Annotated in this window: 22 protein-coding genes and 1 tRNA gene; 7 read left to right on the top strand and 16 right to left on the bottom strand. The window is 67.2% G+C overall.

All coding sequences use genetic code 11. The features are described from left to right. Nucleotides 1-320: 320 nt before the first annotated feature. The 7 genes from Q7X29_RS27170 to Q7X29_RS27200 all read right to left on the bottom strand — a co-directional run bounded on the left by Q7X29_RS27170 (nt 321) and on the right by Q7X29_RS27200 (nt 8,428). A complete protein-coding gene (locus tag Q7X29_RS27170) occupies nt 321-968 on the bottom strand; it encodes a CoA transferase subunit B (RefSeq protein ID WP_316575779.1) in 648 nt (215 codons plus the stop codon). Continuing rightward, nucleotides 965-1,711: a CoA transferase subunit A gene (locus tag Q7X29_RS27175; RefSeq protein ID WP_316575780.1), complete on the bottom strand. Its 747-nt coding sequence runs from the start codon at nt 1,709-1,711 to the stop codon at nt 965-967. Before Q7X29_RS27175 ends, Q7X29_RS27170 begins: the two co-directional genes overlap by 4 nt. A gap of 31 nt (nt 1,712-1,742) precedes the next feature. After that, on the bottom strand, nt 1,743-2,576 hold the full coding sequence (locus tag Q7X29_RS27180; protein ID WP_316575781.1) for a BKACE family enzyme: 834 nt from the start codon (nt 2,574-2,576) through the stop codon (nt 1,743-1,745). A 535-nt stretch (nt 2,577-3,111) separates the two neighbouring features. Beyond that, entirely contained in the window at nt 3,112-3,522 is a 411-nt protein-coding gene (locus tag Q7X29_RS27185; RefSeq protein WP_316575782.1) for a carboxymuconolactone decarboxylase family protein, read from the bottom strand. A gap of 168 nt (nt 3,523-3,690) precedes the next feature. After that, nucleotides 3,691-5,301, bottom strand: coding sequence for an acyl--CoA ligase family protein (locus Q7X29_RS27190; RefSeq protein WP_316576352.1), 1,611 nt, complete (start codon nt 5,299-5,301; stop codon nt 3,691-3,693). 517 nt (nt 5,302-5,818) lie between these two features. Continuing rightward, nucleotides 5,819-6,598: a cyclase family protein gene (locus Q7X29_RS27195; RefSeq protein ID WP_316575783.1), complete on the bottom strand. Its 780-nt coding sequence runs from the start codon at nt 6,596-6,598 to the stop codon at nt 5,819-5,821. A gap of 69 nt (nt 6,599-6,667) precedes the next feature. Then, nucleotides 6,668-8,428, bottom strand: coding sequence for a CocE/NonD family hydrolase (locus Q7X29_RS27200; RefSeq protein WP_316575784.1), 1,761 nt, complete (start codon nt 8,426-8,428; stop codon nt 6,668-6,670). A gap of 159 nt (nt 8,429-8,587) precedes the next feature. On the opposite strand from Q7X29_RS27200, the gene Q7X29_RS27205 reads away from it, so the two are divergent. Continuing rightward, complete coding sequence (locus Q7X29_RS27205) at nt 8,588-9,271, top strand: TetR/AcrR family transcriptional regulator (protein ID WP_316575785.1); 684 nt, start codon at nt 8,588-8,590, stop codon at nt 9,269-9,271. 51 nt (nt 9,272-9,322) lie between these two features. Beyond that, nucleotides 9,323-9,454, top strand: a complete 132-nt coding sequence (locus Q7X29_RS27210) for a hypothetical protein (protein ID WP_316575786.1) — start codon at nt 9,323-9,325, stop codon at nt 9,452-9,454. A gap of 312 nt (nt 9,455-9,766) precedes the next feature. On the opposite strand, the gene Q7X29_RS27215 is transcribed toward Q7X29_RS27210, so the two are convergent. The 7 genes from Q7X29_RS27215 to Q7X29_RS27245 all read right to left on the bottom strand — a co-directional run bounded on the left by Q7X29_RS27215 (nt 9,767) and on the right by Q7X29_RS27245 (nt 16,394). Next, nucleotides 9,767-9,839 (bottom strand) — tRNA-Ala (locus tag Q7X29_RS27215). Between the two features lie 182 nt (nt 9,840-10,021). Then, complete coding sequence (locus Q7X29_RS27220) at nt 10,022-10,762, bottom strand: DsbA family protein (RefSeq protein WP_316575787.1); 741 nt, start codon at nt 10,760-10,762, stop codon at nt 10,022-10,024. 70 nt (nt 10,763-10,832) lie between these two features. Then, nucleotides 10,833-12,167: an MFS transporter gene (locus Q7X29_RS27225; RefSeq protein ID WP_316575788.1), complete on the bottom strand. Its 1,335-nt coding sequence runs from the start codon at nt 12,165-12,167 to the stop codon at nt 10,833-10,835. Then, nucleotides 12,164-13,801 carry a phosphoglucomutase (alpha-D-glucose-1,6-bisphosphate-dependent) gene (pgm, locus tag Q7X29_RS27230; protein WP_316575789.1) on the bottom strand — a complete coding sequence of 546 codons (1,638 nt, stop codon included), beginning with the start codon at nt 13,799-13,801 and terminating at the stop codon, nt 12,164-12,166. Before pgm ends, Q7X29_RS27225 begins: the two co-directional genes overlap by 4 nt. Before the next feature lie 47 nt (nt 13,802-13,848). Further along, a complete protein-coding gene (locus Q7X29_RS27235; protein ID WP_316575790.1) occupies nt 13,849-14,211 on the bottom strand; it encodes a fluoride efflux transporter FluC in 363 nt (120 codons plus the stop codon). A 63-nt stretch (nt 14,212-14,274) separates the two neighbouring features. Further along, nucleotides 14,275-14,688 carry a fluoride efflux transporter CrcB gene (crcB, locus tag Q7X29_RS27240; RefSeq protein WP_218717604.1) on the bottom strand — a complete coding sequence of 138 codons (414 nt, stop codon included), beginning with the start codon at nt 14,686-14,688 and terminating at the stop codon, nt 14,275-14,277. A 206-nt stretch (nt 14,689-14,894) separates the two neighbouring features. After that, on the bottom strand, nt 14,895-16,394 hold the full coding sequence (locus Q7X29_RS27245) for an MFS transporter (protein WP_218717605.1): 1,500 nt from the start codon (nt 16,392-16,394) through the stop codon (nt 14,895-14,897). Between the two features lie 132 nt (nt 16,395-16,526). Between Q7X29_RS27245 and Q7X29_RS27250 the strand changes: the two genes are divergently transcribed. The 4 genes from Q7X29_RS27250 to Q7X29_RS27265 all read left to right on the top strand — a co-directional run bounded on the left by Q7X29_RS27250 (nt 16,527) and on the right by Q7X29_RS27265 (nt 19,575). After that, complete coding sequence (locus Q7X29_RS27250) at nt 16,527-17,204, top strand: TetR/AcrR family transcriptional regulator (protein ID WP_316575791.1); 678 nt, start codon at nt 16,527-16,529, stop codon at nt 17,202-17,204. A gap of 60 nt (nt 17,205-17,264) precedes the next feature. Then, on the top strand, nt 17,265-18,566 hold the full coding sequence (locus tag Q7X29_RS27255) for a D-arabinono-1,4-lactone oxidase (protein ID WP_316575792.1): 1,302 nt from the start codon (nt 17,265-17,267) through the stop codon (nt 18,564-18,566). Between the two features lie 131 nt (nt 18,567-18,697). Continuing rightward, nucleotides 18,698-19,111 carry an arsenate reductase/protein-tyrosine-phosphatase family protein gene (locus tag Q7X29_RS27260; protein ID WP_218717608.1) on the top strand — a complete coding sequence of 138 codons (414 nt, stop codon included), beginning with the start codon at nt 18,698-18,700 and terminating at the stop codon, nt 19,109-19,111. A 65-nt stretch (nt 19,112-19,176) separates the two neighbouring features. Continuing rightward, nucleotides 19,177-19,575 carry a VOC family protein gene (locus Q7X29_RS27265; protein WP_316575793.1) on the top strand — a complete coding sequence of 133 codons (399 nt, stop codon included), beginning with the start codon at nt 19,177-19,179 and terminating at the stop codon, nt 19,573-19,575. Here Q7X29_RS27265 and Q7X29_RS27270 read toward each other — a convergent pair. Both Q7X29_RS27270 and Q7X29_RS27275 read right to left on the bottom strand, forming a co-directional pair. Continuing rightward, entirely contained in the window at nt 19,551-20,039 is a 489-nt protein-coding gene (locus Q7X29_RS27270) for an NUDIX hydrolase (RefSeq protein ID WP_218717610.1), read from the bottom strand. The genes Q7X29_RS27265 and Q7X29_RS27270 overlap by 25 nt on opposite strands. A gap of 123 nt (nt 20,040-20,162) precedes the next feature. Further along, complete coding sequence (locus tag Q7X29_RS27275) at nt 20,163-20,858, bottom strand: helix-turn-helix domain-containing protein (RefSeq protein ID WP_316575794.1); 696 nt, start codon at nt 20,856-20,858, stop codon at nt 20,163-20,165. A gap of 109 nt (nt 20,859-20,967) precedes the next feature. Between Q7X29_RS27275 and Q7X29_RS27280 the strand changes: the two genes are divergently transcribed. Beyond that, nucleotides 20,968-21,423, top strand: a complete 456-nt coding sequence (locus tag Q7X29_RS27280; protein ID WP_316575795.1) for a DUF4442 domain-containing protein — start codon at nt 20,968-20,970, stop codon at nt 21,421-21,423. Nucleotides 21,424-21,437 lie beyond the last annotated feature (14 nt).

The following is a 21,437-nucleotide window of genomic DNA, read 5'->3' on the forward strand; positions in this document are numbered from 1 at the left end:
CGAGCGGAAAGCGCCATTGATCCTATTCTGCATGCGTCAATACTCGATTCCAGCCGTTCGGGTTACTGGTCGGACCTCCGCTGGTGGGCGAAAGATTGCCCGTACGAACCGGTTTCGCGGGGCTGTGTGCGAGATCACCGTGGGCACCGAATTGCGAGGGCATCGTTTGGTCCAGGATCGTGCACTCGACCTGATCCGGCGCGAGCCCTGCCCTGCGCAGCGCGCCGGATCAGGTCGGAACCCGATGGTCTATCAACGCCCCCGGTAGGCGTCCCACCGGATCCGCGCCCCAGCGACGATGACGGACCGGCGATCCATTGTCATTCTGCCCCTCGCAGGTCGATGATCAGGTCGGTACCGGTCGCGGCCCTCACCTGCTCGGTACTGACATCGGGTGCGAGTTGGCGCAGCACCAGGCCCTGATTCGCGACATCGATCACCGCCAGGTCGGTGATGATGCGATGCACCACTGCTTTGCCGGTGAGTGGAAGCGAGCACCGTTCAACGATCTTGGGATCACCGGCACGATCGGTGTGCTCCATGACGACGATGACGCGACGAGCACCATGCACCAGGTCCATGGCACCGCCCATCCCCTTGACCATTTTTCCCGGCACCATCCAGTTCGCGAGATCACCCGTGCGTGACACCTGCATGCCGCCGAGGACCGCGGTGTCGATGTGTCGGCCGCGGATCATTCCGAACGACAACGCCGAGTCGAAGAATGCCGCCCCAGGGTTGACGGTCACTGTCTCCTTGCCGGCATTGATCAGGTCGGGGTCGACCTCCGCCTCGGTTGGGTACGGTCCAGTGCCTAGGATCCCGTTCTCGGAGTGCAGGGTGACCTTCACGCCTGGCGGCAGGTAGTTGGGAATCAGCGTCGGCAGACCGATACCGAGGTTGACGTATTCACCGTCGATCATCTCAGCGGCAGCCCGGGTCGCCATCTGCGCTCGTGACCAGCTCATGCCGACACCGTCCGCTTCTCGATTCGCTTGTCCGGGACGCCGGTGGGCACTACCCGCTGGACGAACACACCGGGAACATGGACCTGCGCGGGATCGATGTCGCCCGGATCCACCAGGTGCTCGACCTCAGCGATGGTGATCCGCCCTGCCATCGCCGCCAGGGGGTTGAAGTTCATCGCAGTCTTGTTGAAGACGAGATTGCCCTCGGCGTCGCCGAACTCGGCGTGCACGAGAGCGAAGTCGGCCACGATCGACTCCTCGAGCACGTAGGTTCTGCCACCGAAGACGCGGGTTTCCTTGGCAGGAGACGCGACGGCGACAGATCCGTCAGTGCGATACCGCCACGGCAGACCGCCCTCGGACACCGGCGTATCGACACCGGCTGGGGTGTAGAAGGCAGGGATTCCGGTACCACCGGCCCGCAAACGCTCAGCGAGGGTACCTTGCGGGGTCAGCTCCACTTCCAATTCACCCGACAGGTATTGCCGTGCGAATTCCTTGTTCTCTCCCACATACGATGCCGTGATTCGGCGAATTCGACCGGCTGACAGCAAGACTCCCAAGCCGAAGTCATCGACACCGCAGTTGTTCGAATACACCTCGAGGTCGCTCACGCCGCCATCCAGGAGCGCGGCGATCAGCTCACTCGGGATGCCGCACAAGCCGAAACCTCCTACCGCTAAAGACGATCCATGCCCGATACAAGAAACGGCCTCGCTCGCCGTGGCGAATACTTTGTTCACGGGTGGACGCTTCCGATCGTGGGTGCCGCGATCACTTGCCCGCCTTCGTCAGCTCGGTCAGCCCGAGCATCCGGGCCGTTTGCTCAACGGTGGCGATATCGCGATCGAGACCGCGAGCCAGGGTGACGGCACGCTCGACGAGCGGATTGTTGCCGGGGCTGAGTTCGCCCTTGCGAAGGTACAGACTGTCTTCGAGACCAGCACGAGCGTTGCCGCCGAGAGCGAGACCGATGGCTGTGAGCTCGAGGTTGCGGCGGCCGATCGCGATGACTTGCCAGACCGCGTCCTCGGGCAGTCGCCGAACCAGGGTCAGTAGATTGTCCGGAGTCGCGGCCATGCCTCCGGCGACGCCGAGAACGATGGAGAACTGCATCGGCTTGTCGCTGAGCAGTCCCTCATCACGCAGGCGCAGGCAGGCGTCGAGGTGGCCGGTGTCGTAGATTTCGAGTTCAGGTTTCACACCGAGGTCGCGCATGCGCGCGGCAAGTCGACGGACATCGGCGGGCGGATTGCGGAACTCCGATGGCCCGAAGCTCATGCTGCACGGGTTCAGAGTGGCCATGGGTGGCTGGAGTTCGACGAGTGCAGCGCGTTGTTCGAACGGGACATCCAGCCCGACACCGGTCGAGAGCTGGATCAGGATCGGACAGCGATCAGCGATCAGGTCCATAGTGCGCCGGGCGATGTCGAGATCGGCGGTGGGTCGGTCTGCTCCATCCCGCAGATGGATGTGGGCGACCGAGGCTCCGGCCAGGTAGGCGCGGGCGACAGCATCGGCGATCTCCTCGGGCTGCGTCGGCAACTGCGGATTGTCGGATTTCGCGGCGATAGGTCCGGTGGGTGCCACCGTGATGACGACGCTCATGGAGTGTCTCCTTTTGTGGTGTTCAGGATTTCGCAGGGTTGCCGAGATCCGAGTCCAGTTGATCGACGGCCCGCGTCCCGCGAACGGAAGCGAGGCGTGTTGGGAGGCCCGCCACGTTTCGTCCACGTACATCCAGCGGCTCCGGTGCGCCCTGGAGTTCGAGCGCGACAACGTCGAGCCGAGGTGGAGCAGATCCAGCGGGGCGATCGCATCAGCACTGTTTGCTTCGATGACGACCCGCCGGAAAAGTGCCGGGCATTGTTACGGCTGTTGTGGCGCCGCCCGAACAGGGTCGGGCGCCGATGACCACGTCGATTTCCAGCGGCACCTCACGCCACTAACGCAAGTCAACTGCGTTTAGGTTAGCGCGGCGACTCGCCAAACGCAATACCTCAAGACTTAACACAATCTAAGCTTCGGGCAGCGACGTAGCGCGACCGGGGCGGAGACCGCAAGCTGGTGAGCGCGGTACCCGGCGACCGCGGTCGAGGGCAGTCGCGACCACCGGATGCTTCCGGCGCGTAGCCGCGACCGGCTACTCGGTGTCCGCGCCGAGCGCCTTCTGGACGACGCGCATGGCTGAGAGAGCGGCGGGCGCCCCGCAGTATCCGGCACAGTGCACGATGGCTTCGGTGATTTCCTCGTGTGTCAGGCCGTTTGCGAGGGCTCCACGCACATGCCCGGCCAGCTCTTCGTGTGCTCGCAGAGCCGTCAAGATGCCGATGGTGAGCAGGCTGCGGCTGCGCCGGTCCAGACCGGGTCGCGTCCAGACCGCACCCCAGACGTTCTCGGTGACGAACCGTTGCAGTTCGCCCGACTCGGTACCATCGGCGCGGCCGAGCGCCTGGTCGACGAACCGCTCCCCCATCACCTCCTTGCGAATGGTCAAGCCGGCGACGAAGGCCTCAGAAGGGTCTTGGTCAAAGGAATTGCGGCGCTGGGCCATGGGTCATCTCCATCCAGTCCGACGAGGACTTGTCCTCAGTGTTCGATGGTCGCGCCGCTGGGCGATCGGACAGCACGGCTGTGATACGACGCCCAGACCTGCGGATCGCACGAAATGCTGTGTGCGGCTCGCGGCCAGGGGAATCAGCGCGATGGCGTCGCAATACCGCTACTCCGCCGCTTCGGCGTCGCGGAGCGCGTACTTGACGATCTTGCCGGTCGAGGTGCGGGGCAGCTCGTCGAGGAACACGATTTCGTCGGGCAGCTTGAACTTGGCGAGGAATTCCCTTGCGTGCTCGATGAGTTCGTCCTGGCTCACTGTCGCACCGGGCCTGACGCTGACGAACGCTTTCGGTCGCTCGCCCCACCGCGTGTTCGGCACTCCTACCACTGCGACGTCGAGCACCGCCGGATGAGCGATGAGCACCTGTTCGATTTCTACCGTGGAGATGTTCTCGCCGCCGGAGATGACGATGTCCTTGGCGCGGTCTTTGATCTGGATGTAGCCGTCGGCGTGCATGACGCCCAGGTCACCGGTGTGGAACCAACCACCTGCGAAAGCTTGGGCGGTGGCATCAGGATCTCGGTAGTAGCCGCTCATCACATTGTTGCCCCGCAGAACGATCTCGCCCATGGTCTGCGCGTCGGCGGGAACATCGACCATGTCCTGATCGACGACCCGTGCGGTGTCGGACTGCGTCATGGCCACTCCTTGTCGAGACAACAGCGCGGCACGTTCGGCTGGGGGCTTGTCCGCCCAGGAATCCTGGTACTCGCAAATCGTGTAGGGCCCGTACACCTCGGTCAGTCCGTAGACGTGCACCACCTGGATTCCCAGGGCTTCCAGTGCCGCGATGACCGTCGGTGACGGCGGTGCGCCGGCGGTGGTGATGCGCAGGTTGTGTACTGGATGTGCCTGCGGAGATTCAGCGATGACCGAGCACACGGTCGGCGCACCGCACAGGTGCGTGACACCGAGCTCGTCGATCGCAGCCCAGATGGCGGCACCGCGGACCGCGCGTAGGCAGATGTGGGTACCGGAGGCCTGGGTCACCGCCCAAGTGGTGCACCAGCCGTTGCAGTGGAACATCGGCAACGTCCACAGGTACTTGGTATGTCCATCGAACCCGTTGTGGAAGGTTTCGCCGAGAGCGTTGAGATAGGTGCCACGGTGGGTGTACATGACCCCTTTCGGCTTACCGGTGGTGCCGGAGGTGTAGTTGATCGAGATCACCTGGTTCTCGTCTTCCACACCCCAGTGCAGCAGCGACTGATCGTCGTCACCAGCGGCAAGGAAGTCCGCATAGGGTTCGACGTCGGCGTCTGCCTTCCGTGGCCGCACGGGGATCGTCGAATCGACGATCTCGATCACGTCCGTCGAGTTCGGTACAGCACCCGACGGCTCGGCGACTACATCCGTCAGCTCGGAATCGACGAAGAGGATCCTCGCCTCGCAGTGGTCGAGGATGTAGTGCAGTTCGTGCCCGGCCAGCCGTGAGTTGAGCGCGACCAGCACGCCGCCTGCCAGCGGCACCGCGTAGTGGGCGAAGAGCATCTCCGGGGTGTTCGGGGACAGGAAGGCCACTCGGTCTCCCGGATCGATCCGGCTACGCAGGGCGCGCGCAAGGCGTTCGACCTCCTCGTGGAACTCTCGGTAGGTCAGTCGCTTGTCGCCGTGGATGATTGCGACCCGGTCGGGAAATACGCGGGCAGACCTTTCCAGGAACGACAGGGGGCTCAGCGGGGTGTTGTTGACTGCGAGGCGATGATCTGTGGACATGGTTGGATCTCCAGTTTTCGGCATGGTGACGAGCAGGGGGCTGAAGCCGCTCCGCAGGAGCTGATGTTGTGAGGCCGGGAAAGTGGCGATCAGATTCGACGCCAAACCCATTCCCAGACAGCTGTATTGGCAGTGCCGGTGCGGTGGTCCGCGACTGTCGGCCGGACCGGTTGTGCGCCGAAACGCAGACCAACGACCTCCCCGGCCAGCTGGAGAAGATCCAGGCGCTTGCCCGTCTCTCCGACCGGATGGCTCGATGAGAGCACGGCTTCGGTCGCACCGGGTTTTCGTTCGATCTGCCGGCTCGACCTGGAAAAGGCAGCGGCACTCGAACTCGCCGTTCGATCGCCCGTCGAGCTCGTAATACCCTGCAGCGCGGAGTGTTCAGTGGTCACAGTGCGTTTTCCCGTTGTGCCCAACGGAGGTCGAACGTGTCCCCACATCATGAAGCAGCTCGAGTTGGTCGCCTTCGTCCGGCTGTGGCGGCGGGTTCGGTCCGGAATCAGGGTGCCGGTTCTCATGTCGCCTGGTCGATGATCGCCACCGCGCGTGTCCATCCCGCTGAGGCTTGATGGATTTTCACGGGGAAGCAAGCAATGTCGAAGCCGTGCGACGGGATGCTCTCGAGGTTGCCCAGTTTCTCGATGTGGCAGTAGCCGATGTCGCGGCCTGCGCGATGCCCTTCCCACACGACTGCGGGGTCGCGGTCGACGGCATAGCGTTGAGCCGTGTAGTGGAACGGCGCATCCCAGCTCCAGGCATCGGTTCCGGTTACCCGCACGCCCTGCCGTAGCAGGTGCAGCGTCGCGTCGCGCCCCATCCCGCAGCCGGTGGTCACGTAATCGTCGGAGCCGTATCGGCTGCCTGCCCGGGTATTGACGACCACGATGTCGAGTGGAGCGAGGGTGAACCCGATTCGGTCCAGCTCTGCATCGATGTCGGCGGGGGTGACGACGTATCCGTCTGCGAAATGACGGAAATCGAGCTTGACTCCGCGACCGAAGCACCATTCCAAGGGAACCTCGTCGATGGTGATGGCACGCTTGGCGCCATCCATCGTCGCCGAGTAGTGATACGGCGCGTCGAGGTGTGTGCCGTTGTGGGTGGACACACGAACCTTCTCGATAGCCCAGCCCTCCCCGTCGGGCAAGTCGTCGACCTGCATCCCAGGAAAGAACTGCAGCAGATCGCCACGCGTGGCTTGGTGGTCGAGGTAGTCGATTTCCGGTAGATGCCCGGGCGGGTCGGAAGCTATCCCTGCTCGCAACGAGACCGACAGGTCAACAATCTTTCGCATCAGCACTCCTGATCGCGGGGCGGTAGGTAGCAGACAGCGCGACGCGCCCCGCTGTCGGCCGCAGCCGGGTCAGCATGCGGGGATAACCGGCAGCAACAGCGAGCTTCCCGCGCCCGGTCCGGTGTGCAGCGTGGTCGTTCCGTCGAACACACCAGCGGGGCGATCGTCTGGATCGTCGTGAACGAAGACACCGTTGCCGCGCTGTTCGATGCCGTACACCACCGGCCATGGGCCGTCGCCAGGTATCTGGAAGTCGCGCCCCGAAATGGTCACCCCGAGTCGGTATCCCTGTGGTACGACGATGGATGTGGGCCAGATCTCGACATCGAGATCGACGATTTGCCCGGGGGTGAGCGGCAGGGTGCGGGTATGCGGATGCCAGGGCCGATACGGCAGACTCGCGGCCTCGTCGAGTTCACGATGCGAGGCTCGCAGCCAACCCACCGCGATCACGCCATGTTCGTCGATCGCCGACACCAGTGAGATCTCCCGGTTCTCGGGATCGCGAACGCGAAGTGTCACAAACAAGTCGGCGTCGGCGGTCGAGGAGGCGACCCGAATCCGCGCCGAGGCCGGGCCGGTGATCTCGAGGGGCTCGGCCAATGGCGCGGTCCAGAATTCGGCACCGGGTCCCAGCGCTGCGAAACCGACGGTGCACTGGGCGACCGGAGGCGTCGGGGCCAACGTCGCGGAACCGGCATCGAGGTAGAAACGCGTCCACTGGGTGCGCGCAAGGGGCCATTCTCGCTCGTCGCGGCCCTCGAACGTGCCGTCGACGTGCCGAATGTTCAGCCGCACCGGCGGTTGCTCGCCCCAGCCCGTGGCCTCGTTCTTGAGGAAGTGGCCGAAGAATCGCTTCTGCAGGTCCACGCCATAGTCGGTGTAGAACTCGGCATAGTGCTCATGGCCGTGTACCTCCAGCCATTTCCGTGTGGAAGATACCTTGTCCCAGCCGTCGAAATTGCCTCGTGTGTGCAGGTGATGGGCCCAGTTGGCTGCGGAGAGGACTGGCACCTCGATCCGCGTCAGATCCGGGGTGCGCGCTCGGCTGAACTCGTCGAGCAGCACTCGGCGCTTGGTCTCTGCGATCGTCTCGACCCTGTTGGCCGCGAGCTCTTCGTCGCTCAGCGTCTCGGGACCGGCGACGAGATCACCGGTGTTGGGGTTACGGCGGCCGCGCTCTCCGACGCCGTGCTGCACGGTAAAGATCTGGTATTCCTGCCATGCCGTTCCGAATCGGCTGAATATCCCGCCGTGTCGGCTCAGATCTCGATAGAAGTCCGTGAACCCCTCCCACGGGCAGATCGCCGCCAGGTGCGGCGGACGTAGCGCCGCGACCAGCCATTGGTTGGCCGCATAGTACGAGATGCCCAGCAACCCGACCCGGCCGTTCGACCAACCCCGCGTGCCCGCCCACTCGATCGCCTCGTAGTAGTCGCGGGCCTCCTGCGGGCTCAGCATGTCCAGCAGTCCGGCTGAGCGCCCCGCTCCGCGGGAGTCGACCCTGACGCAGATGTATCCGTCGGGTATCCACTTCTCCGGATCGGGTGTTTCCCACACTTGATAGCGGTTGCTCGACCCTGCGACCGCGTCGGGGTACGCAGCGGACAAGCGCTGCCACATCGGGGCGAATCCCTCTTGGAATGCCAGCCCCTTGCCGTAGGGCCCGAAGGTCATCAGGACCGGATAGACGCCATCGTCGTCCGGCCGGAAGACGTCGGCGCGCAGCACCGCGCCATCCGTCATCGGCACTGGCACATCCCAGTCGATCCGCATCCCCTGTACAGATTCACTGCGTTCGGTGATCTGCGCACCGACACTCGACGTCATGCCCGAACCCTGCTGGAGCGAGCTTGCCGCCGACCGGACTGCGCCGTGGTCGCCCTTTGCTGAGACATCAATGTCTCCCTTCCAAACGCTAGTAAGTTGCGTTAGCAGTATGCGCCGCGTCACATCACTAACGCAAGACCCTTGCGTTAGAATCGTGGAATGGGTGAAAACGGGACTCAACGCCGCCCCGGCGGGCGCTCCACCCGCGTCCGTCGTGCCGTGCTCGAAGCCACACAGGCCTTGCTCCACACCCACGGAATGAACTCACTGTCCGTGGCCGACGTCGCCGCCCACGCCGGCGTGCACGAAACGTCGATATATCGACGCTGGGGCACCCGGGAAAACCTGATGATCGACGCGCTGCTCGAAGAGGCCGAGCAGCAACTCCCGGTACCCGACACCGGCTCGCTCCGCGAGGACCTGATCGTCTACGGCACTTCGCTCGCGACATACCTGGCCGGCCCCGCAGGCAACGCACTGGATCGCGCATTGGCCGCTGGGGGCGACGACCCCGCCACCACCCAGGCACGACAGCAGTACTGGAACACACGGTATTCGCGCTCGACCCAAATGATCACCCGCGCCATCGCCCGGGGCGAGATCCCCGCCGAGACCGACCCACGGCTGGCAGTCGAAATGCTCGGCGCGCCGCTGCATTTCAAAGTCGTGCTCACACGGGAACCACTGGACCCGAATCAAGTCCATCTCATCGTCGACCTGCTCTTGTTCGGTCTCACGAACGGTCACGGCGGAGTACGTCCCGACGCAGGCGACGGCAACCTCGCTCATCGAGCAGGTCATGCCCCGATTGCCGCAGGGGGACCGGACGGCGTTCCCAAGTGACGACACGACCGTCTCGGTACAGACGTCCGGGCGGCTATCGAGTCGGTGCTCGTGAAGTTCACCCGTGGAGAGCTGGAAGTGGTGCTGGCGGATGCGCTGAAGGTGCCCTGGACACAGGATGATTCATCGGGCCCCTCCTACTCCAAGCGCGGCCTTGTCCAGGACTACACCGATGAGGATTGACCTTCCGTCATCTGATCGCACGATGGAGAGCCAACAGTGAAGGTCCAAGAGATCGAGGCGACCAGGCGGTGGGACTGTCGCTCTACACCGCCGACTGACCGCAAGTCTCGCAGGAAACGACGCGAAGCGACTGATTTTCACCACCGACGGTGAGCAGTATGCGAAGTTCGGGTTCGGCACTCCAGGATTGATCCGCAGGTCTCCCCCGTAGGCCCACCACCGGCCAAACAGAATTCAGTAACCAAAAACGGGGGACCAGACATGAAAACAGGTCAGGCCCGGTCATTGACCGGGCCTGACCTGTCTTTTCTGTGGAGCTAAGGGGACTCGAACCCCTGACCCCCACACTGCCAGTGTGGTGCGCTACCAGCTGCGCCATAGCCCCATGTTCTTTTGTTTCAGCCGCTCTCGCTGCTGCCTGAATGAAGTTACACCATGCATCTCGGCGACAACAAATCGGCTGGTAGACGGCAGAAAAGTGGGGTTCTGGGCGGGGCGGGAGTGGCGTGGGKGGGAGGCGGGGAGGGTGGGGGCGGAGTAGAATGTGCCGAACCTCACGTAGGGGTGTCAGGGGGCCAGGTTCACAACCCAGTTCGCGTCGGTCCAGTCGATCTTGGTAGTGCCGTCGTAGATGGCGGGGGTGGCGGCCTTGTTGCCGGTGCGGGCGTCGAGGTCGTCGAGGTTCTTCTTGGCGGCGGCGCGGGCGGCGTCGAGCTGGGTGCCGTTGGTGATGCACGGGCCGACCGACTCGGGGGCGCCGGATTCGATGGCCAGGGCGGCCAGGGCGGGGTTGCTCAGGTCGTCGCCGCCCTCCTCGGGCTGCTTGGTGGTGAACAGCGCCTCGTGGAACTTGCTGTAGGTGGGGCCCGAACCGGCCTGGGCGACACAGAGATTCGCGGCGAACGCGCGGGTGGAGTAGTCCTTGCTCTTGGACTGGGGGTCGAGGAACGTCACGAAGTGGTAGTTCACCGCCAGTTTGCCCTCGTCGATCTTCTGGGCGAGTTCCTGACCGAAAGTCGTCTCCATGACGCCGCAGGCGGGGCAGATCGGGTCCTCGAAGATGTCGATCGTCTTCGTCACGTCGGGCTTGCCCAGGCGGATGACACCCTCCGGCGTGGTCGTGACCTGCACGGCGGCGTCGCGCACGGCACCGTAGCCGTCGTTGCGGACCTCGGTGGGCGCCTGCTTGGTCCACTTGAACGCGGCGAACACGAGGAGCCCGATCACGACGACAGCCACCGCGGCCAAGGCGTAGGTGGTGTTGCTGGAAACAGGACGGGGATTGTGCTGGGAACCGGCGCTACTCACCCGTCCACAATGCCTCGAGTGCTCGGCGACGCGCCGCCGGGGCGGTCGATCGTGCCGCTGACCTGGGGATCTATCGGGTCGGCGTGTCGGAGTCGAGCGGCTTGCGCAGCGGAACCAGCCCCGCGCGCACCACCGGCACGCCGTCGGGACAGCCGTCACAGCTGCATTGCGGGTCCAGGCCGTCGCCGGCGTGGTCGAGATGCTCCGGGTCCTCGGGGTGGCGGATGCGTGACGGCTCGGGCGTCAGCACCCAGACCGTCGCCGAGACCGCGAGCACACCGCCGGTGACGGCCATGCCCACCCCGAACGAGGTGTGCTCGGCGATCCAGCCGATCCCGATCGGCCCGAGCACCGTGCCCAGGTCCGCCGCCATCTGGAACGCCGCCAGCACCGGTCCGCCGCGCGAGCGGGTCCCGATCACATCGGCCAGCGCCGCCTGCTGGGCGGGGCTGAACATGCCGGACCCGACCCCGGCCACGAACGAGGCCACCAGGAACCAGGGCAGCGACGGCGCGAACCCGAGCACGCCGGTGCCGAGCGCGCAGATCGCCGACCCGGCGATCAGGAACGGCTTGCGGCCGAACCGGTCCGACAGGCGGCCCGCGACGAACAGCACGGCGGCATTGCCCGCCGCGAACACCGTCAGCGCCACGCCCGCCATGCCCGACTCCTGGTGCAGGGTCTCCACGACCAGCAGCGGGACGAAGGCCATGCGCACGCCGAACACGGCGATGCCACCGGCGAAACTCGACAGCAGGATCGCGCGGTAGGCGGGTTCGGACCACGCGTGCCGGAAGGTGAACGCCGGTGCCGCCGCGCTCTCCTCGGCCGCCAGCACCGGCGACTCCCGCAGACCGAGGAACACGATGAGGCACACGATCAGCAGGGCGGCAGCGTAGATGAGGAAGGGCGCGCGCAGCCCGAGCCCAGCCAGCGCGCCGCCGACCAGCGGACCGAGCAGCGAGCCGATCAGGAAGCTGGTGGAGTACACCCCGGAGACCCGGCCGCGCGCGGCGGGCGGGGACACCCGGATGATCAGCGCCATCGACGACACCGTGAACATCGTCGAGCCGACGCCGCCGAGCGAACGCAGCACCAGCAGTTGCCAATACGTCTGCGCCAGCGCGCACGCACCCGTCGACAGCGCGACGATCAGGATGCCCGCCAGGTACACCCTGCGCTCGCCCAGCTTCTGCACCAGCCGCCCGCTGGCCGGCGCGAACAGCAGCCGCATCAGGGCGAACGCGCTGACGATCGCCGAAGCCGCCGCGATGCCGACGCCGAACTCGCGCGCGTACTGCGGCAGCACCGGGGCGACCAGCCCGAAGCCGAGCGCGATGACGAACGCCGCCGCGATCAGGACCCAGATCTCGGCGGGTAGCCGGACCTTGGCGGGTGCGCTCACTCGCTCAGCGCCTGGGTCACCATCTCCTCGGCGGCGGCCTGCACCTGGGTGAGGTGCTCGGCGCCGAGGAAGGACTCGGCGTAGATCTTGTACTTGTCCTCGGTGCCCGACGGGCGGGCCGCGAACCAGGCGTTCTCGGTGGTCACCTTCAGCCCGCCCAGCGACGCGCCGTTGCCGCGCGCGGTGGTGAGGATGCCGGTGATCTCCTCACCCGCGATCGCGGTGCCGGTGATGGCCTCCGGGGTCAGCGCGGCGAGCTTGGCCTTCTGCGGGCCGGTGGCCGCGGCGTCGATGCGGGCATAGGCGGGGCTGCCGTACTGGCGCTCGAGCTCGCCGTAGCGGGCCGACGGGGTCTGCCCGGTGACGGCGGCGATCTCGGCGGCCAGCAGCGCCAGCAGGATGCCGTCCTTGTCGGTGGTCCACACGGTGCCGTCCATCCGCAGGAACGACGCGCCCGCGCTCTCCTCACCGCCGAACGCCAGGCTGCCGCTGAACAATCCGGGCACGAACCACTTGAAGCCGACCGGGACCTCGTAGACGTCGCGGCCGAGCACATTGACGACCCGGTCGATCATCGACGAGCTCACCACCGTCTTGCCGATCTTGGTCAGCGCGTCCCACCACATCCGGTTGGCGACCAGGTATTCGATCGCCACCGCCAGGAAGTGGTTGGGGTTCATCAGGCCACCGTCGGGGGTGACGATGCCGTGCCGGTCGGCGTCGGCGTCGTTGCCGGTGGAGATGTCGTAGTCGTCCTTGATGCCGACCAGCGCCGCCATCGCGTGCCGGGAGGACGGGTCCATCCGGATCTGGCCGTCGCTGTCGAGGGTCATGAAGCGCCAGGTCGGGTCGACGAACGGGTTGACCACCTCGAGTTCGAGATCGAACCGCTGCCCGATCTCCTCCCAGTAGTCGACGCTCGCGCCGCCCATCGGGTCGGCGCCCATCCGGATGCCCGCGCCCCGGATCGCGTCCAGGTTCAACGCGTTCGGCAGGTCGGCGACGTAGTGGTCGAGGTAGTCGTAGCGCTCGACGTGGGTGCTCAGTGCCTGCACCAGCGGCACCCGCTTGACCTCGGCCAGGCCGCCGCGCAGCAGTTCGTTGGCGCGCGCGGCGATCGCGTCGGTGGCCTTGGTGTCGGCCGGGCCGCCGTGCGGCGGGTTGTATTTGAAGCCGCCGTCGCGCGGCGGGTTGTGCGACGGGGTGACCACGATGCCGTCGGCCTGGTGCTTGGTGCCGCCCCGATTGTGGCGCAGCACAGCGTGACTGAGTGCCGGGGTCGGGGTGTAGCGGTCGCGCGCGTCGACCACCGCGGTGACGTCGTTGCCCGCGAGCACCTCGAGCGCGGTCGTCCAGGCCGGCTCCGACAGCGCGTGGGTGTCGCGCGCCAGGTAGACCGGGCCGGTGATCCCGCGGGTGGCGCGATACTCGACGATCGCCTGGGTGATCGCCATGATGTGCGCCTCGTTGAACGCGCAATCCTCGCTCGAGCCGCGGTGTCCCGAGGTGCCGAACACGACCTGCTGGCTCGGTTCGGCCGGATCGGGCACCCGGCTGTAGTACGCGGTGACCAGGTGGGCGATGTCCACCAGGTCGGTCGGGCGGGCGGGCCGTCCGGCGCGATCGTGGGCCATGGTGGGTGTTCCCTTCCGTGTCGGCTGCGCGCGGCTGGTCATGAGGATCATGCGCACAACCACTGGGTAAGGGACGCGGCGGCGTATACCGCGGCCAGGCTCGCCGCGACACTGATCACGACGTTGCCCACGGCATACACGTAGGCGCCCTCGGTCACCAGACGGATCGTCTCGTAACCGAACGTGCTGAACGTGGTCAGCGCACCACAGCAGCCGGTTCCCGCGAAGGCGAGCAGCGTACTGCCCGCACTCGCGCCGATCAGACCGCCGATCAACGCCGAACCGACAATGTTAACGGCAAGCGTGCCCCACGGCAGCCCAGTGGGAAAGCGCGCGGACACCGACCGATCGACCAGGTAACGCGCCGGTGCGCCGAGCATTCCGCCCGCCAGGACCAGTGCCGTCGTCATGCCCGGCCTCCCCGTCCCCGCGCCCACATCTCGATCATCGGATGGCACCTTCCGTCGTCGGATTCATGTGGTCCGCCCCGCCACCCACCTGGTCGCGCCCATGGCCACGACGACAGCGCCGAGCCCGGCGAGCATCGACAGCCCGAGATAGGCCACCGCCGTGGCCGCCGCGCCGGCGTCGATCAGTCTACGAAGCTCGAGGGCGAAGGTGGAGAAAGTCGTGAACCCGCCCAGCACACCGATTCCCAGGAACGGGCGCACCAGCTTCGGCGCCGCCCACAGTTCGGTGACCGTCACCATCAGCACACCGATGGCGAAGCAGCCGACCACGTTGACCGCCAGCGTCGACCACGGGAACTCCCCCGGCCGGACCGGCCACCACTGCGCGACGCCGAAACGCGCGGTCGCACCGAGGCCACCACCCACCGAGATCGCCGCCAGGACGGCCGGATCGAGCGCCGGGGGCCGCGATGCCATGCGCTGCCCTCCCCTGCCGATCCGATGATGGTCGTTGCTCATGGTATCGAGAAGCACCGACAGCCGGACGGGCGGTCGCCCGCAACGACGGCGCGAGCGCGGACTCGGGCAAACTTCCAGCACCCACGCGGCGGCACCCGCCGGGAACGCGAAACACGACGGCCCGGACCGATCTCGGTCCGGGCCGTCGTGGCGTTTCCGGCAGGTCAGTGCGCGAGCACCGGCTCGCCTTCGGCGGGCGCGGGCACCGTGTTCGGCATGAGCAGACCGATCACGATCGCGCCCAGCACGAACGTCGCTGTCGCCCACCAGAAGCTGGTGGTGTAGCTCTCGATCGCGCCCTGCGCCATGGTCAGCGGGCCGGGCTGGTGCGAGGACACGTAGTCGGTCATCGCCGAGGCCGCGATCGTGCTCAGCAGCGCGGTGCCGATGGAACCGCCGACCTGCTGGCTGGTGTTGACCATCGCCGAGGCCACGCCCGCGTCGTCGTGGTGCACACCGGCGGTCGCGCCCTGGAACGCCACCGACATCGCGCCACCGAGGCCGAGGCCCAGCAGGATCAGCGCGGGCAGGATGTGGGTGACGTAGCCGGTGTCGAGACCGATCCGGGTCAGCCACAGCATGCCCGCCGCGGCGACCAGGAAGCCGCCGCTGATGACGACCTTCGGCCCGACCTTCGGCAGCAGCAGCGAGGGCGCGGTGGTCGAGGAAGCCACCATGCCCGCGACCATCGGCAGGAACGCGACGCCGGTCATGATCGGCGAGTAGCCCAGGGTCAGCTGCATGTAGTAGGTGAGGAACAGGAAGATCGCGAACATCCCGATGCCCATGATGAACACGGTCAGGTAGGACGCGCCACGAGTGCGGTCGGCCACGATGCGCAGCGGCAGCAGCGGATGCGCGACCCGGGTCTCGATCCAGGCGAACGCGGCCAGCAGCACGGTGCCACCGATCAGGAAGGCCAGGGTCGACGGCGCGGTCCAGCCCTCGGTCTCGGCCTGCGAGAAGCCGTAGACGATGCCGAACAGCGCGGCGGTGACGGCGATCGTGCCCGGCCAGTCGAGCTTGGGCCGGGTGGTCGAGACGTGCTTGGCCAGCAACAGCACGGCACCGACCAGGGCGACCGCGGCGAAGATCAGGTTGACGTACATCGCCCAGCGCCACGACGCCCACTCGGTGAGCGCGCCGCCGAGCAGCAGGCCGATGGCGCCGCCGGCACCGGCGACCGCGCCGAAGATGCCGAAGGCCTTGGCCCGCTCACCGGGTTCGGTGAAGGTGACCGTCAGCAGCGACAGCGCGGCGGGGGCGAGCAGCGCGCCGAAGACACCCTGGCCGACACGGGCCGCGACGAGCATCTCGAAGCTGGTGGCCGCGCCACCGATGGCCGAGGCCAGCGCGAAGCCGATCAGGCCGATGATGAAGGTGTTGCGGCGGCCGAACAGGTCGCTGAGCCTGCCGCCGAGCAGCAGGAGGCTGCCGAAGGCCAGGGCGTAGCCGGTGATGACCCACTGCCGGTCACCGTCGCCGAAGCCGAGGTCGGCCTGGGCCGCGGGCAGGGCGATGTTCACGATCGTCGCGTCCAGCACGACCATCAGCTGGGCGATGCCGAGAACGGCAAGCACCCACCAGCGCAGGGCGTGGGACCCGCGGCGGCCGGTGTCCGCGGCCGCGGGACTCTTCGTCCCGGTCTCGAGTGTGGTGGTCATAACTCCCCTTGTAGGTCGGCTGGGTTCGGTGCGAGTGGCATAATCGGAGATACCGCCTCCGCTTCATTCGAAGCTACCAGATTAACGGAGAAACCACCTCCGCTTAATCCCGTCGATTGGTAGGATGTACCTGTGAATCACGCCACCACGACCGCCTCACCGCCCCGCCGACTGCGTGCCGACGCCGCCCGCAATCAGGCGCGCATCGTCGCGGCCGCGCGTGAACTATTCGCCGATCACGGCCTGGAGATCACCCTCGACGACGTCGCCGAGCGCGCCGGCGTCGGCGTCGGCACCGTCTACCGGCGCTTCGCGAACAAGAAGGAACTGATCGCCGAGGTCTTCGACCAGCACATGGTCGACTTCGCCGACGCCGCCGACGCGGCGATGAACAACCCCGATCCATGGCTGGGCCTGGTGGAGTTCTTCGAGGACGCCTGCCGGCACCTGGCGACCAATCGTGGCTTCGGCGAGGTGATGCTCGAACTCGAGGAGGACCCGGCCCGCTTCGCCGAACTGCGCGACCGGATCCGCCCCTCGGTCACCGCGATCATCGATCGCGCCCGCGACGCGGGTGCCGTGCACCCCGACGTCACCACCACCGATTTCTTCGCGCTGATCCACATGGTGAACGCCTTCGCCGAGTTCGCCGGCCCGGTGAATTCCGAAGTGTGGCAGCGCTATATGGCGATCACCCTCAATGGCGTGCGCACCGACGCGGTACCGCGCAGGCCGCTGCTCGTGGCCCCGCTGACCGATGACGAGGTCGAGCGCGCCAAGGCGGCCGGCTGCCTCGGCCGACGCCGCTGAGCAGTACTTCTTCCCGCGACGAGTAGCGCGCGTCACAGTCCATCCTCTACAGTTGGACACATGACCAAGAGCACCTGGGTGAACTGGGCGGGCGAGCAGCGCTGCTCACCCGCCGTCGTCGCCGCACCACGCGACGTCGAGGAACTGGCCGAGATCGTCACCGCGTCCGCCGCCGCGGGCCGGACCGTGCGCGTCGCCGGATCGGGCCATTCGTTCACCGATGCCGTGCTCACCGACGGCACCCTGCTCGATCTCGGCGGCCTGGACCGCGTGCTCGACGTCGACACCGCCACCGGCCGCGTCCGGGTCGAAGCGGGCTTGACCCTGCACGCGGCGAGCCCGCTGCTGCACTCGCACGGCCTGGCCTTCCCCAACCTGGGCGATATCGACACCCAGACCATCGCGGGCGCGACCGCCACCGGCACCCACGGCACCGGCGCCAAACTGCGCAATATTTCCGCCGCGCTGCACTCGGTGCAGATCCTGCGCGCCGACGGCACCACGGTCGAGCTCGACGAGGAGACCGATCCCGACGGCTGGCGCGCGGCGCGGGTCAGCATCGGCGCGCTCGGCATCGTCACCGCAGTCACCCTGCAGCTGGAGCCGTCGTTCGTGCTCGACCTCGTCGAGCGACCGGTCCCGATCGCCGACGTACTCGCGAATCTCGACGAATTCGCCGACGGCAGCGATCATTTCGAGTTCTTCGCCTTCGCGCACGCCGAGGTGGCGATGACCAAGTCGAGCAACCGCAGCGTCGAGCCCGAGCAGCCGCGCGGCAAGGCGGGCGCCTGGCTCAACGACGTCCTGCTCTCGAATCATCTGTACGACACCATGTGCAAACTGGGCAGACGGGTCCCCGCCACAGTCCCGGCGATCCACCGGCTCGCGACCAAGGCGGGCAGCAACAATCGCAAGATCGACCGGTCCTACCGCGTCTTCGCGACCCCGCGCCTGGTGAAGTTCAACGAGATGGAATACGCCATCCCGCGCGAGCACGCGCGGGCCGCGATCGGCGAGATCCTCGACGTGACCAAGCGATTCGGCACCCCGATGCCGATCGAGGTGCGCTGGGTGGCCCCCGACGACGCGCTGCTGTCCCCCGCGGGCGGACGCGAGACCTGCTACATCGCCGTGCACCAGTACGAGGGCATGGTGTGGGAACCGTATTTCCGCGCGTGCGAAGCGGTGTTCGACCGGTACCAGGGCAGGCCGCACTGGGGTAAGCGGCACTTCCAGACCGCCGAGACGCTGCGCACCCGCTACCCCGAATGGGACCGGTTCGCCGAGGTGCGCCGCCGGTTCGATCCCACCGGCGTGTTCGCCAACGACTACGTGAACCGGGTACTCGGCCCGCTGAGCTGACGCGGCCGAGGCGGACATCCGCCGGACAACAGTGTCGCCGGTCGGCCCCACACCCACCGTGACGGATGGAATGATGGTCGGCGATACCCGAAGCGCCACAAGCACTTCGCCCCTGCGCCGAAAGGGCGACCATGGCCCACACTCCCAGCGTGTTGTTCGTCTGCGTCCACAATGCGGGTAGATCGCAGATGGCGGCAGGTTTCCTACGGGCGATGGCGGGCGACCGGATCGACGTCCGGACCGCGGGCAGCGACCCGGCGGCGGCGCTGAACCCCGCCGCCGTCGCGGTGATGGCCGAGATCGGCATCGACATCGCCGGGGAACGGCCCAAGCCCCTCACCGACGACGCCGTCGGCCTGTCCGATGTGGTGGTCACCATGGGCTGCGGCGAGGTGTGTCCGTACTTCCCGGGGATCAGCTACCGGGACTGGGTGCTCGCCGATCCGGCCGGGCAGCCGATCGAGGTGGTCCGCAGTATTCGCGATCACCTGCGGATCCTGATCGGCAATCTCATCGCCGAACTGGTGCCGGTGCCTGCCCGCTGAGATCGTCGGCGGCGACGTCCGATTCGTTCAAGACGACTCCCCACGACGGTGTCTACGCTGCGGATATGACTCCTCAGCTCGATGTCGTCTCGATCGTCGTCTCCGATATGGCCGCCTCGGTGGCCTTCTACCGCAAACTGGGGCTCGTGTTCCCCGAGGGCGCCGAGTCCGAGGTCCACGCCGAGGCCCACGTCGGCAATGGCCTGCGGCTGGCATTGGACACCGAACAGGTGATCGCCTCGTTCACTCCCGGCTGGCAGCCGCCGACCGGCTCCGGCCGCAGCGGCATCGCGTTCCGCTGCGCCGACCCGGCCGAGGTCGACAAGCTCTGGGCCGAACTCGTCGACGCCGGCTACCACGGTGAACTCGCGCCGTGGGACGCCGTCTGGGGCCAGCGCTACGCCACGCTCGCCGACCCCGACGGCCAGGGCATCGACCTCTACGCCCCGTTGCCCAGCGAATAGGCCGACCAGCCGCCCGGGTCGCGCCGACGCTGCTGATAGCGGCCCAGGATCTCGCGGACCTCGTCGCTGACCGGTGGTTCGCCGGTCAGCCTGGTCCACAGGTGGGTGTCGTGGTCGGCGAGCGTCACCGGCCCGGTCGCGGCGACATCGACGACGAAGGTGAACTGGCGGGTGCGCGCGCCACCACCGGACAGATAGTCGAATTCGCCCAGGTAGTCACTGATCCCGGTGACCTCGAGACCGGTCTCCTCGAAGACCTCGCGCGCCACCGCGTCGTCGAGCGACTCCCCCGGCTCCACGACCCCACTCGGCAGTTCCCAGCGACCACTCAGCGAATCCGATCGTCGGCGGCGGAGGATGAGCACCCGGTTGTGGCGGACGACGACCGCTCCGACGACAAGTCGACGGACTTCGTCTCTTTCGGCCTCGATACGGAGCGTGGAGTACACGGATACGTCGATCATCGGGTTCACATCCTCTCGTCGGTGGTTCGGACTTGCCTGGCACATACGACGGGGCGTGCCCTCTGAGCGTAACTCGCCGGTACGACCTTGCCGAATGAGACTTTCCGGGCGCCGACGGCGCGATCACCCCGCCTGCAGCGCGCGAACTGAACATCCGGCCAGGTCACGGACCTCCCGGGACAGATGCGCCTGGTCGGCGAACCCGGTGACCGCGGCGGTCTCGGCCGCCGGAACACCAGCGCGCACCGCCGCCAGCGCCCGCTGGAACCGCAGAATACGGGCCAGCGTCTTGGGTCCGTAGCCGAAAGCGGCCAGTGAGCGCCGGTGCAGCAAACGCGCGGACATCCCCGCCGCGGCCGCCGTCCGCGCCACCGACGCGCCCGCGGCGATGGAGTCGACGATCCCGGCGAGCGCCGGATCGGGCGGTGCCGTCTCGGCGGCGAATCGCAACGCGATCGATTCCAAGGCCGCAACGCGGTCGGGCGCGTTGTCCACCCGGTCGACCAGGGTGCGGACCCGGCGGCCGGGGAACAGCTCGGCCAGGTCGACCCGTCGATCGAGCAGTTCGACGGCGGGAGTGCCGAGCAGCGCGGGCGCGATACCCGGCGCGAACCGGATACCGACGAACTCCGCGGCCCTGGCGGTGGGCACGCGGACGGCGCGACTGTCCGGACCGGCCACCATCAGCGTGCCCTCGGTCCAGATCAGGTCCATGCAGCCGTCGGGGAACACCGTGACCGGGCCGCTCGGGGCGGTCACCGCGCGCGTCCAGACCACGGCCCGATCCAGCCGCGCGGCGCGTTCCCGGTACTCCGTCACGCTTCGACGGTAACCCCGGCCACCGACGAACCGCTCCGCCGCGCGCCCGCCGTCGATACCCTGACGGCGTCGGGACAGTGAGGTCCCGTTTCGCGAAAGGACGCGGCCCATGCCCGCAGACGACTTGGTCGACACCGTCAACAGCGCCATCGAGGTGGCCGTGCCCGTGGCCGCGACCATGGGCGTCCGGGCGCTCGAGGTGCGGCGCGGTTACGCCGTCACCACCGTGCCGAGCGAGGGCAACGGCAATCACTTCGGCGCCATCTACGCGGGCGTGCAGTTCACCGTCGCCGAGGTGCTCGGCGGTGCGATCACCGCGGGCAGTTTCGACACCTCGGCGTTCTATCCGCTGGTGAAGTCGTTCGACATCGCGTTCCGGGCGATGGCCCGCAGCGATCTGCGCGCGGAGGCCACCCTGAGCGAGGACGAGATCGCGCGCGTCAGCGCCGAGGCCGCGGCCAACGGCAAAGCCGATTTCGTGCTCGAGGCCGTCGTCACCGATGCCGCGGGCACCACGGTCGCCACCTCGCGCGGGCTCTACCAGCTGCGAGCCTTCGGGCGCTGAACTCGTAGGGTCGC

It is taken from the genome of Nocardia canadensis (genome assembly GCF_032656385.1).
Taxonomy (GTDB): Bacteria; Actinomycetota; Actinomycetes; order Mycobacteriales; family Mycobacteriaceae; genus Nocardia; species Nocardia canadensis.

Bases quoted from the DNA above. Each gene is read 5' to 3' on its own strand.
- Q7X29_RS27270 (WP_218717610.1), bottom strand. From the start codon at position 20,039: ATGATCGACGTATCCGTGTACTCCACGCTCCGTATCGAGGCCGAAAGA.
- Q7X29_RS27245 (WP_218717605.1), bottom strand. From the start codon at position 16,394: ATGACCACCACACTCGAGACCGGGACGAAGAGTCCCGCGGCCGCGGAC.
- Q7X29_RS27185 (WP_316575782.1), bottom strand. From the start codon at position 3,522: ATGGCCCAGCGCCGCAATTCCTTTGACCAAGACCCTTCTGAGGCCTTC.
- pgm (WP_316575789.1), bottom strand. From the start codon at position 13,801: ATGGCCCACGATCGCGCCGGACGGCCCGCCCGCCCGACCGACCTGGTG.
- Q7X29_RS27265 (WP_316575793.1), top strand. From the start codon at position 19,177: ATGACTCCTCAGCTCGATGTCGTCTCGATCGTCGTCTCCGATATGGCC.
- Q7X29_RS27180 (WP_316575781.1), bottom strand. From the start codon at position 2,576: ATGAGCGTCGTCATCACGGTGGCACCCACCGGACCTATCGCCGCGAAA.
- Q7X29_RS27170 (WP_316575779.1), bottom strand. From the start codon at position 968: ATGAGCTGGTCACGAGCGCAGATGGCGACCCGGGCTGCCGCTGAGATG.
- Q7X29_RS27260 (WP_218717608.1), top strand. From the start codon at position 18,698: ATGGCCCACACTCCCAGCGTGTTGTTCGTCTGCGTCCACAATGCGGGT.
- Q7X29_RS27205 (WP_316575785.1), top strand. From the start codon at position 8,588: ATGGGTGAAAACGGGACTCAACGCCGCCCCGGCGGGCGCTCCACCCGC.
- Q7X29_RS27190 (WP_316576352.1), bottom strand. From the start codon at position 5,301: ATGTCCACAGATCATCGCCTCGCAGTCAACAACACCCCGCTGAGCCCC.
- Q7X29_RS27200 (WP_316575784.1), bottom strand. From the start codon at position 8,428: ATGACGTCGAGTGTCGGTGCGCAGATCACCGAACGCAGTGAATCTGTA.
- Q7X29_RS27280 (WP_316575795.1), top strand. From the start codon at position 20,968: ATGCCCGCAGACGACTTGGTCGACACCGTCAACAGCGCCATCGAGGTG.
- crcB (WP_218717604.1), bottom strand. From the start codon at position 14,688: ATGGCATCGCGGCCCCCGGCGCTCGATCCGGCCGTCCTGGCGGCGATC.
- Q7X29_RS27255 (WP_316575792.1), top strand. From the start codon at position 17,265: ATGACCAAGAGCACCTGGGTGAACTGGGCGGGCGAGCAGCGCTGCTCA.
- Q7X29_RS27235 (WP_316575790.1), bottom strand. From the start codon at position 14,211: ATGACGACGGCACTGGTCCTGGCGGGCGGAATGCTCGGCGCACCGGCG.
- Q7X29_RS27195 (WP_316575783.1), bottom strand. From the start codon at position 6,598: ATGCGAAAGATTGTTGACCTGTCGGTCTCGTTGCGAGCAGGGATAGCT.